The sequence below is a fragment of the Carboxylicivirga linearis genome (assembly GCF_018271995.1).
In the GTDB taxonomy this organism is placed as follows: Bacteria; Bacteroidota; Bacteroidia; order Bacteroidales; family Marinilabiliaceae; genus Carboxylicivirga; species Carboxylicivirga linearis.
In genome coordinates, this window is record NZ_JAGUCO010000042.1 from 1 (window position 1) to 11065 (window position 11065).

Below are 11065 nucleotides of genomic sequence, written 5' to 3' on the forward strand. Positions count from 1 at the left end.
ATAACACCCACTAAACGCAAAAACAGAAACCGCTCTTATATTCACATATAAGATCAGTTTCCATTTCAGCGCCTAGTTAACCGTTGTGGGTAATGCAAAAAGAGCATCGTACATAATGACAGAGATTGAAATAAATATTAATAAGTACGCTCAAAATAAATTGACTGATTCCGAGATGTTGGATTGGTTTGACCAGTTTGATTTGACTGGACAAAAAGAGATTCGTGATAAGTTAATAATGTTTGCACAACAAGCACATCCAACTGACGAATTGATTTTAACTGCGATAAAGACTGCGCCGATTAAAGAAACAATGACGCCTGTGGTTCTTTTCAAAACACAGACATTTAAGATAGCAACTAATAAAATTGTGGACTTGCCTGATTCAGAATTACGAAAGTCTTTAATAATCATGTTGAGTATTTTCAAAACAGCTGATACATACAGACGTGAAACAGAATGTAGAAATGGTTGTGGACATGAATGGCATAATATAAAAGACTAATGAATACTGATCTGATTATAATAAAAGCAAAATTTAAACTTTATCGAACAGATATTGGTGGTCGAAAAACTCCGATTATTAGTGGCTATCGACCTAATCATGTATTTGAGTACAAAGAAAATTCGAATGATTTTATTGCAACATATATCGGAGATGTAAATTTTGAAGGACAAGAGTTTTTGTCCCCTGGAGAATCGATTATTGCCACAGTCCGATTTCTAAGACATGGTGACATTGAGAGATTTATCCAAATCGGTCGGATTTGGTGGATTCATGAAGGAAGAAATAAGATTGGAGAAGCTGAAATAATAGAAATATAAAAAGCACATACCCACAACACTAAATATAAGCAATAGCGGTTTCGGTGGGTATTTGGGCGGTAGTGGTTCTAATCAGCCCCGCCAAATCTACCGATTTGACTATTTAATTTTGTGTAGCTTTGGCTACTTTGTAACTCGATACGAAACCGCTTTTAATACCGCTACATGCTCATATTATTAACGTTGTACCCAATTTAAGTACACAATAAATACTTTCACAAGTAATGCAACAAATCGAATTAATTAAAATAGCATTATCAAGTTCTGTAATAGCAGGTATTGTATCTGCCATTGTTTCATATTTCATTACATTAAAACTTAAGAAATATGACTTTAAAACAGAATACTTTAAAGAGATTCTAAAAAAAAGATTAACAGCATATCAATATATAGAAAATCAGATTGGTATTTTGAAAGGTGTTGTTATAGATGATGATAGAAAAAGTTATCATCTGATTTTTGATAACGGTGAAACCAAATTCCTAGAATATCAACAAAACTTGTTCATTGCGATATCATATAGTTTGTGGATTGACGATGAAACTGTTAAGGATCTCGAAAAATTAAATAGTCTTTTCTTTAATCTAAACAATCATGTTCATGATAAAAATAATGACGAAATTGTGATGATTGGAAAAGAGTATTATCAACGAATTTCTGATTTAAGATTTAAGCTTGAAAATTCTGTTAAACGTGGACTCTATAATCTCCATGACGTAAAAAAAGCTTTCAGGACAAAAAAGAAAAATGAAAAACGATTTGTTTATGAAGAATAAACTGGGTACAACACGCTAGAATAGAGCTTGGCTCAGTCCGCCTCGTCCTAGTCCCCCTATCGGGTGACACTACACCACGACTAGCACGCCACGAGTGAATCTGGAATATGGGAATTAAATATTGATACGTTGTATTTTTCAAAGCAAAATGACTTTGGAAATTATATAGAAGATAAATATACTGAGCATATTGAATGGTAAAACCTTTTTTACAATTAACTCATTGAAATAATTAAAAACCAACAAAAACATAAATTATGGAATTATTTATACTAATAGCAATTATTGTTTTCGGCGGAGGAATTTCGATTATATTGAAAAAAGGGTCTAATGAAGTTATCAGTGGAATGCAATCAATAGACACTCGTTTAAAAAACATAGAAAAGGAATTAGAAAAAAAATAAACCACGAAAGCACAACGATGGCTATTAAAGTATAAGTGAGCCGACTCGTTGGGTCGCCTTTGTCTAGTAAACTTCGAATGCCACTTTGCAAAAAACATATTAAATGATAATTAGCAAATCATATTCAACCAAATTATCTGTTGTAGAAATTGACAATTGGATCAAATCTAAAACAGAAGAAAGATTGAAAAACAGATTGCTAAAACCAAAGCGATTTAAAGCTAAATTAAAGCAATCAATTTTTATGATACGTGAAATAAGACAAAGCCAATATGATTCTTTTAAACCACGAATTATTGGTAGATTTTTAAAGTCGACCAACCATACTGTTATTAAAATAAATATTTTCCCATCTATTTCTGGGACACTTCTTTTTTCAATCTTCATAATAGTTGTTCCAACTATAATATTAAGTTCTGGTGTAACAATTAATAATGTATTAGCTACAAGTCTTATGGAGAAAATAAAAGTAGTTGGAGTAATATGGCTAATCGGTATCCCAACGATGTACTTTTCTTTAATAAGACCCATTTATAGGACTCAAAAATGGTTAGAATCCGAGTTAGAACTTAGAGAAAATTTAAAAAAATGATGATATCGATGTAACATTATCTGATTTCTGCATCTAAAGCGAAACTTAAATACAGAAATCATGAAAAACATTATTTTAATTCTAGCAGTCTTTTTTTCGTTAAACACTCAGGCACAAACAAGTAATCAAGCTATTGATGTAAAAGTTATGGGTAAAGGTAAACCGGTAATGCTGATACCTGGCTTTACAGTTCCCGGTGAAGGTTGGGATGCGGTAGTTAATCAACTAGAAAAAAATTATGAATGTCATGTTGTTACTTTGGCTGGTTTTGGTGGTAAAGCACCTATTGAATTTCCATGGCTCCCAAAAGTAAATGAAGCACTCGAAAACTACATCCAAAAAAATAAACTTACAGACTTAACCATAATTGGACATAGCTTAGGTGGCACCATAGCTACGTGGTTGGCCAGCAGAGAAAACAACACCATTAAACAACTTATATTGGTTGACGCTCTACCTGCAGCAGGCGCCCTTATGATACCGAATTTCAATCCTGATAACTTAGTCTACGACAACCCATATGGTAAACAACAATTGGCCATGAGCGATGCTGATTTTGAACAGATGGCTGCTGGTATGTCGCAAGGCATGAGTCTGAATCCTGAATCTCAGAAAAAAATTAAAGACTGGATGATTCAGGCTGATAGAAAAACCTATGTGTACGGATATACCGACTATCTTAAAATGGATGAAAGAGAAGACTTGAAGAATATTTCCATCCCGGTAACTATATTAGCTGCCGATAAGCCATTCGGAAAAGAAATGGTGAAGCAAACTTATCAAAACCAATACGCTAATTTGTCAAAATACGAATTGATAATTGCCGATAATTCTGCACATTTCGTAATGTTCGATCAGCCCACATGGTTTATGGAGCAAATTCAACTAATCTTAGCCATACAATAAATGAGAATAGAAGAAGAATTCGATCAAATATATAACACCTATGCTCCTAAAGTTTTCAGGTTGTGTTTGGGTTATGCATCCGGTAACGAAGAATTGGCTAAAGAGTGGCAACAAGAAACGTTTATAAAAGTATGGAACCACCGAAAATCCTTTCAGGGAAAATCATCGGTAAGTACCTGGATTTTTAGAATTGCGGTAAATATTTGTTTGAGTGATTTGCGAAAATCATGCAAACACACTCAAATCAACGAAAGCATACTGGAAGACACCTTTACTGATATAGATAACGAAAACAAGGAAGTGCCCATTGAAAAAATGTACCAATGCATCGATCGGCTAACACCTAATAATAAAACCATCATTCTATTAGAATTAGAGGAAACTCCTCAGGCTACAATAGCTGAAACAATGGGAGTTGCACACGGAGCATTGCGCACACGATTAAGTAGAATAAGACAATCACTTTTAAAATGTATTACCAATGAAAAATGATATATTATCTCAAACATGGAATAGTCAAAAATCCGATTCTGTAATTGCCAGTCCGGATCAGATTATTAAAAAAGCCAATAAACAACGCAATAGTCAATATATATCCATTGCTGTAATGTCGGTAACTGTAGTTATTTTACTGACTTATGCAATTTATTATGTGGGCAACAACTGGAATACCTTTACACTTGGAATGATATTAATGATTTCGAGTCTGACTTTTCGAATTGCACTTGAGTTTCTTTCAATCTACAAAAAGGAACATCAGCTTATCTCGTTAGATAACCATTCGTTTAAAAAATACCTAAAAAAACATTATCAAATAAGATTGAAAGTGAACTACATCATTACACCGGTGTGTTTCGCTATCTATACTTTTGGTTTCACTCTATTATTACCTTATTTTAAACAAATGTTTTCCAGAGGGTTTTACCTTTATATCGTAATCTCCGGAGTTGTTTCACTTGTAGTAATCGCAGTAATTATTGTTAACACCATCCGAAAAGAGCATAGTTTTCTGAATAGTTTGAATAAAAATAATGGTAGTAACAAGACGAAATAACCTAAATGTAATCTAAAAAAAATGTCAACCCTTTATATAGAGATGACATTTAATGTTTTATACTTTTCAAAAGTAGTCCCGACGGGACTATTTTCACACCTTCAATAATAATTAATCAACTTTAAATAACTCAACTAACCCCCTATTATTAAAGGATTAGCTATATTTGAACTTTAACAAAATTCAATAGTGTTAAAATGAATTAAGGTTAATTTGACACCACATTTGACACCACTTTAATTTTTAGTTATGGGATATCAGACCAAATCACTTGTAAAATTCAACCTTAAAAAGGTTGCTAATACAAAAAGGCCATTTCAAATATTTCTAGTTGTCACTTACAAGGGTAAAAGACTACGACACTATATTGGTAAGCGTATTGAAGAAAAAAATTGGTCACCTAATAAGCAAAGAGCAAAATCACAATATTCAAATGCCACAACCCTAAATGCCTTCTTAGATAAATTAGACAAGTATACTGTAGATGAATACAATAAATACTTAGTAGAAGGTGAAGTAGTTAATCTTGACAAACTGAAAGAAAAAATCAATGACTTTCTTAATCGGGAAGATTCAGCTAATATTATTAGTCACTTTGAAGAGTATATTAAAATATCTAAGAATAGTAAAAAGCCCAACACAATTAAGAGTTACCAAACCACACTCAATCATTTGGAGCAATTTGCAACTGCAACAAAGTACAACTTGACATATAACACTATTAACAACTCTTTCCATGAAATTTATGTTGATTTTCTTCTCAAAAATGTAAAGCTGGCAAATAGTAGTATTGCAAAAGATATTAAGAAGTTGAAAACCTTTTTAAATTGGGCAACCGATAAAGGCTACAATAAAAATATAAATTATCAAAAGTTTAAAACTGCTACCAATGAAGGTCAAATATTCTTCTTAACGTGGGATGAACTTATACATCTCAATAATTATGACCTTGAAGAAAATGAAAGGTTAAAAAAAATAAGGGATGTTTTTTGCTTTGGATGCTTCACGGGTATGCGCTTCTCAGATATAATGAATCTTAAACATGAGAATATTAAAGATGATTACATTTTCATTACAACCATCAAAACAAGCACCCCAAATGCTATACCCTTAAATCAATACTCTCGTTCCATTTATAATAAGTATAAAGGCAAAAAAGGAAATGTTTTTGAACAAATAACAAATCAAAAATTTAATGAATACCTAAAAGAATTAGGAAGACTTGTAAAACTAAAAACACAAGTTCAACTTGTAACCTACAAAGGTGGAATTAGAGAAGAAAAGATGGTTGATAAGAGTGAAATATTATCTTCGCATATCGCTCGAAAAACCTTTATCACAAATGCTCTTGCAAAAGGCATGAAAACCGAAGTGATAATGGACATAACTACACACAAAGATTATAAGGTATTTAAACGATACTTTAAAGTAGTGGATGAGCATAAGAAAAGTGAAATGGATAAAATATTTGGATAAGCATGAATAATAGTAATATTTATGGCCCATCTATGGATAAAGTATTAAAAAAAATGATCCAAGATGGAAAGGATAAAAAGCAAAATGAAAGAATTGAAAACCTTGAAAAGCTGATAAATGATAAAAACAAACCCCAAGAGCAAAAAACAGAGGAAACAAAAGGCACTATTAGACAATCTGTGATTGCATTATACTTTTTACGTCAAGCTAATTGTTTTCCAAAGCAAACAGGTGAAAATACAAGAGACGCTAATTTTATTTTCTTTTTAACCGGTCTAAACCCAGACAAAGTGCGTAAACAAATCTCTAATCCTTTCAACCGTCCAGATAATTCTTCAAAGAAAGCCGTACTAAAACTGATTCATGATGTTACTATAGTTAGAAACCAGTTTGAAATGATATCCTTCACTGCAGGTGTTGAACTAGCAGACATGAAACTCTCGGAACTTCATAATGACCTAGGAAGCTTCGACTAATTCTCCAATATTCCCCCTCCTCTAATATTTTTCCTTTTTCAACTTTCAAAAACATAATGAATAATTGATGAGGGTTCTGTCAAGGGCGGGCTGTGTTGCGCCTGCGGCAGTCCGTTTATATACCCTTGACGGGTTCAGAGTCAATATTATTTTTGTTTGAAGAAATTGAATAAACTGTAAATCAGAACTAATACACTATAAATAATAACTCCTAAACACGTGTTCAAAGAATTTTTTTTCACGTTTGGGTCGACCCAAACCCCGACCCAAGCATGATTTCATAGTGACTTTTGGATCAAAATAAATTTAAAATTTGATTCATTATGAAAATGGAATTCACATTAACACAAGAGTTTAAAGAGGAAATTATAACTCTATTACGACAAACTATTCAAGAAGAACTTAAAACTATAAGTTCGAGACAAAATCAAAAACAAACAGATAGTAAAATGCTGTCACGTGAAGAGGCTAGTCAATTCTTAGGCTGCTCACTCACCTCATTATGGCACTACCAAAAGAATAATCTTATTCCATATCACCAAGTTGGAAGAAGAATTCTATTTAGCAAATCCGATTTAGTTAACCATTTAAAAGTTGAGGCAATCAAGTAAAGGACTTCTGCGTGCTTATAACATAGCAGAACCTGCGCAAGATTTTCACTCAAAGAACAGAGGGAGGATGAGCAATGGTAGATACAATCGTCTTAAGAATACACAACTTACACCAATACCCAAGAATATTAGAGGCATTGCGAAAAGAAGGTGAAGGACAATACACTTCTGTATTGGACACTCCGCATGACAAAGAAGCTGTGGATTTTGATACAGGTGAAATAACTAAAGACCGTTTTCTTCAAGTAAAACAATTACACTATTCTGATACTGGGAATACATTCACTATTTATAAAAACAAAATCCTAACATCATCTCATTACTATTTGGCATATAGTGTAAGGGTTGACAGAGATTTCATAGAAATGAACTTTTCTATTCCCAAATATATATATGGTACTAACATCATGCAGTTTGTACCTCATGAATTTGAGGATCACCCATACAACAGTAATGATTTAAATTCTTTAGAATTTAATACCAAAATAACATATGACAGGCTAATAGTCTTTATCGATAAGTTTATAAACACTTGGTTTAAACATATACAAATTAGTAAAGAAGATATTGAGATTAACCGCTTAGATCTTTGCTACAATCAATACTTTAAATCAAAAGAAGATGCTCTTAAGTATCTCGATTATCAAAAGCGTATAAAAAAGAAGTATTTAAAAAAAACTACTAAAAATAAGGTTGATTGGGGTACTTCTATTTTTATTCAAAATGCTAGGTATGCCGCAAAAATATATCATAAAGGCTCGGAGTATGCCAGCTCAAAAGGTGAACGGAAACACCATTTAGCTATGAATAAAAAACTAGGCAAAGAATATTTCGAAGTTGAAAGCAAATATCAAAATGGTGTTATGACTTGCGAAGGATTAGAAGATACAGCTGATCGAATTCTACGTTATGAAATTACCTTTAAAAAGCCTTACATGAGTTACTTGTTTAAAAAACACTTATTTGCTAGTAATTGCGAAACATGGCAACAAGCTAAACTTGATTATAAAGAAGTTGAAAAGGTTGTAAAGAAAATTAGAGATAACAGAATTAAAAGCTTAAGCGTTCATCACCTTGAAAGACAATATAGGTGCTTTTCACCAGAAAAGAAGGTACATCACAAAGCCTATTCAAAAATTATTAATCGTACTAATACATTTAGACTAGCTATAACAGAAGAAGATGAATTTAAGAATACTTCACTAAATGCTTGCCTAGTGGATGACAAAGGCACTTTTAAACCGCCAACAATAGCACTTTTCACTAGGGAATTGTTAGATGAAATGTTTAATGTATTTCTCAACTTCAAAGAGGAATTTCGAATTAGCTCATTAGATAAATTTACAGATACAACCAAACGAGTGATAGCTTACAATAAAGATGTAGAGAAATACAACAATAGCCTTCCCGAAGGCTCAAAAGAACGTAAAACACGCATTTCTGAAACCTATATCAACTCTATTTTAATGCTGCTTCAATCTCATTCATTTGATGAGTTAGTACAATTGAAAATAATATCAACGCGCACCAAATACAATTACATTAAAGCACTTGATAAGATTGGATTAAGCAAAAATCATTTGGCTATTGATAGTTTAGAAATTAAAAAGAGTGAATCATTTGAAGAGTACCACCTACTTTTCAACTAATCTATAGAATAATTATTTATATTTAATAACAATTTGAATTTATGAGTACTACCAGAATAATTAAGAGGAACAAAGAATTAGAAGTATATTTTTTAAGATATATACGAACTGCATATTATCAAACTCTTTTAGGTGAGGTAGATGAAACCGATATTGACGATATATTAAAACAAGAAAGAGTTCTAGAAAATTTTAAAGACGCACTAAATGAGTTAGCAGATATCTTAGAACAAAAATACAATCTAGTAATCGATTATAACACTCATGATTGTATAGCCAATAAGATTATTATTGAGGTATCAGAATACTATGTCCAAAAGTATTCCATTCATAAGATTCTTGAAATGACAGAAAAGTACTATGAATTTCAGGAAGCAAATAAACAAGAAAATTTAATGAATGAAATACTTAATATTAGTATTACAGAATGCTCTAAATGCGGAAAAAGAAGAGACAAGGTAAGAGAGTCAAAAATCCCTCCCGAAATGTTAAATCAAATAATAGAAGAAAAAATAGAAGTAGATTACTACTTACATTGCCCTAATTGTAATGAGTATTCTATGATAATAAAAGAATAAATAGTTACTCCCTTGTTAGTTTTAGCAAGGGAGTTTTATTAAGTTTAATATAGAACCATAAAGTTGATTAATGTCTTTTTTTTATTCAAATTTCATACTACATTGAGTTATCAGTACTAGTAAATGTAAAAAATCAATTTAATTAACAAATTAAAATTAAATGAGTACGGAAGTTATAAGTTATCTCGATAAAATTGAAAAATCAAATTTAAGAAACCACAAAGAAGTACTACAAAAATACAAGGACGGTCTTAATAATGCTATTGGTTTAAAGGGAGATACGCCAATCTTTCTTGATACTAATGTACTATTAAAATCATATAGCATTTCTTTTGAAGCAAGAGAAGAATTATTGAAATTTTATAATCATTACAAAAATAGGATTTTTCTTACAGAACAAGTACAAAAAGAATTCACGAAAAATAGGGAAGATATTATCGAACGTTTTTTCGAAGATGTAACACAAGGATTACCCAATAGTTTCACTAAGGAAATTTTGAATCATTTTAAGTCATTTCTTGAAAAAAACAAAACGATATTAGTTGATTATAGAGAATTCGAAAAAAAATTGAATAACATAAAAGTTGAACTAGAAGATCTAAGTAAGGAACTTAACAATAATATAGAAGTAAAGAAAGAAGAAAATAGTGACATTTTACTCAATGATAAATTTTTAGAGCTTTTTTATTCCTGTAATTGTATGTATACCGATGCACCTATTGCGGAAAAAGCTATTAGTGACTTTGATATAATGAGTAAAAAAATTTCAAAGGAAAAAATTGATTCCTTAATAAAAAAGCCTCATGTGGCTTTCCCTGGTATGGGGGATTTAAAAACGAAACCAGATAATCCATATGGGGACTTCATTATTTTTTATGAAATGATGGAATATGCATCAAGCCAAAAATCTGATATAATCTTTTTGACATATGACACGACTAAAGGTGATTGGATGAAGCAAAATAAACAACCACATATTCATTATATTGAAAACTTTTACTATAATACTGGTCAATTAATATATATACTGGATGCTCAAAGAATATTTGAGGAAACTCTTCATATAGATTTTACTTCCCTAATAAAAATTAACCCTAGCTCAGTATACAACAAATGGGAAATAACCCCATTAAACCTAGATGAGTTGTTAAAAGAGAAATATCCAAAAGAACTTCCTGATAATGAGGACACCATAGAGGAACTTTGTAATGAATTAATTTATAATGGTTATGATGATCTAAATTTTATTTCTCGAGAAGCGGACAAGGCAAATGTAGCATTTCTGCAGTATGTTATCCATAATTCAAAAAAAGGTGGACCGGTAAAATTTACAAAAGTTGGAAATTTACGTGTTCGACTTGATATGCTGAATGAAAACTACGCAATCTTTGATAAAATTGGGGAAGGTGACGGTGAATATACTGTTCAATCGCTTGATCGTTATGCAAATTATCATCATCTTATAAATAACTAAGCAGAAATTAAGAACTACAATAAAACTATATTTTGACACCCAATTTGCCACTAATAAAACACAAAAGCCTGACAATCAATCGATTGCAGACTTTTTAGTAGTCCCGACGGGAATCGAACCCATATCTACGGTTTAGGAAACCGCTATTCTATCCGTTGAACTACGGGACCAGTAATAAATGTGGCTGCAAAAATAATGAATTTAGTACAATATAAAAATCGCATCTTACCTATCATTTCCTTCT

14 protein-coding genes and 1 tRNA gene are annotated in these 11065 nt (G+C 31.5%); 13 read left to right on the forward strand and 2 right to left on the reverse strand.

Annotated features, from left to right (window positions below):
- Window positions 1–115 precede the first annotated feature (115 nt).
- From KEM10_RS22810 to KEM10_RS22825, 4 genes are all read left to right on the forward strand, one after another.
- Window positions 116–505, forward strand: coding sequence for a DUF5958 family protein (locus KEM10_RS22810; RefSeq protein WP_212220336.1), 390 nt, complete (start codon window positions 116–118; stop codon window positions 503–505).
- Window positions 505–825, forward strand: coding sequence for a hypothetical protein (locus tag KEM10_RS22815; RefSeq protein ID WP_212220339.1), 321 nt, complete (start codon window positions 505–507; stop codon window positions 823–825). Before KEM10_RS22810 ends, KEM10_RS22815 begins: the two co-directional genes overlap by 1 nt.
- A 224-nt stretch (window positions 826–1049) precedes the next feature.
- Window positions 1050–1601 carry a hypothetical protein gene (locus tag KEM10_RS22820; RefSeq protein ID WP_212220341.1) on the forward strand — a complete coding sequence of 184 codons (552 nt, stop codon included), beginning with the start codon at window positions 1050–1052 and terminating at the stop codon, window positions 1599–1601.
- 257 nt (window positions 1602–1858) lie between these two features.
- Complete coding sequence (locus KEM10_RS22825; protein WP_212220344.1) at window positions 1859–2005, forward strand: hypothetical protein; 147 nt, start codon at window positions 1859–1861, stop codon at window positions 2003–2005.
- A 99-nt stretch (window positions 2006–2104) separates the two neighbouring features.
- Here KEM10_RS22825 and KEM10_RS22830 read toward each other — a convergent pair whose 3' ends face one another.
- On the reverse strand, window positions 2105–2536 hold the full coding sequence (locus tag KEM10_RS22830) for a hypothetical protein (protein ID WP_212220347.1): 432 nt from the start codon (window positions 2534–2536) through the stop codon (window positions 2105–2107).
- Between the two features lie 121 nt (window positions 2537–2657).
- Here KEM10_RS22830 and KEM10_RS22835 point away from each other — a divergent pair, with 121 nt between their 5' ends.
- The 9 genes from KEM10_RS22835 to KEM10_RS22875 all read left to right on the forward strand — a co-directional run bounded on the left by KEM10_RS22835 (window position 2658) and on the right by KEM10_RS22875 (window position 10821).
- Window positions 2658–3503 carry an alpha/beta fold hydrolase gene (locus KEM10_RS22835; RefSeq protein WP_212220351.1) on the forward strand — a complete coding sequence of 282 codons (846 nt, stop codon included), beginning with the start codon at window positions 2658–2660 and terminating at the stop codon, window positions 3501–3503.
- Entirely contained in the window at window positions 3504–3995 is a 492-nt protein-coding gene (locus KEM10_RS22840; protein ID WP_212220354.1) for an RNA polymerase sigma factor, read from the forward strand. It begins immediately after the preceding gene.
- A complete protein-coding gene (locus KEM10_RS22845) occupies window positions 3985–4557 on the forward strand; it encodes a hypothetical protein (protein ID WP_212220357.1) in 573 nt (190 codons plus the stop codon). Before KEM10_RS22840 ends, KEM10_RS22845 begins: the two co-directional genes overlap by 11 nt.
- A 249-nt stretch (window positions 4558–4806) precedes the next feature.
- Complete coding sequence (locus KEM10_RS22850) at window positions 4807–6033, forward strand: site-specific integrase (protein ID WP_212220359.1); 1227 nt, start codon at window positions 4807–4809, stop codon at window positions 6031–6033.
- 32 nt (window positions 6034–6065) lie between these two features.
- Entirely contained in the window at window positions 6066–6509 is a 444-nt protein-coding gene (locus tag KEM10_RS22855; RefSeq protein ID WP_212220362.1) for a hypothetical protein, read from the forward strand.
- Between the two features lie 323 nt (window positions 6510–6832).
- Window positions 6833–7120, forward strand: a complete 288-nt coding sequence (locus KEM10_RS22860; RefSeq protein WP_212220364.1) for a helix-turn-helix domain-containing protein — start codon at window positions 6833–6835, stop codon at window positions 7118–7120.
- A gap of 74 nt (window positions 7121–7194) precedes the next feature.
- Window positions 7195–8769: a phage/plasmid replication domain-containing protein gene (locus KEM10_RS22865; RefSeq protein WP_212220367.1), complete on the forward strand. Its 1575-nt coding sequence runs from the start codon at window positions 7195–7197 to the stop codon at window positions 8767–8769.
- Between the two features lie 41 nt (window positions 8770–8810).
- Entirely contained in the window at window positions 8811–9347 is a 537-nt protein-coding gene (locus KEM10_RS22870; RefSeq protein WP_212220370.1) for a hypothetical protein, read from the forward strand.
- 160 nt (window positions 9348–9507) lie between these two features.
- Window positions 9508–10821 carry a PIN-like domain-containing protein gene (locus KEM10_RS22875; RefSeq protein ID WP_212220374.1) on the forward strand — a complete coding sequence of 438 codons (1314 nt, stop codon included), beginning with the start codon at window positions 9508–9510 and terminating at the stop codon, window positions 10819–10821.
- 98 nt (window positions 10822–10919) lie between these two features.
- Here the strand turns inward: KEM10_RS22875 and KEM10_RS22880 are convergent.
- Window positions 10920–10991 (reverse strand) — tRNA-Arg (locus tag KEM10_RS22880).
- Between the last annotated feature and the right edge of the window lie 74 nt (window positions 10992–11065).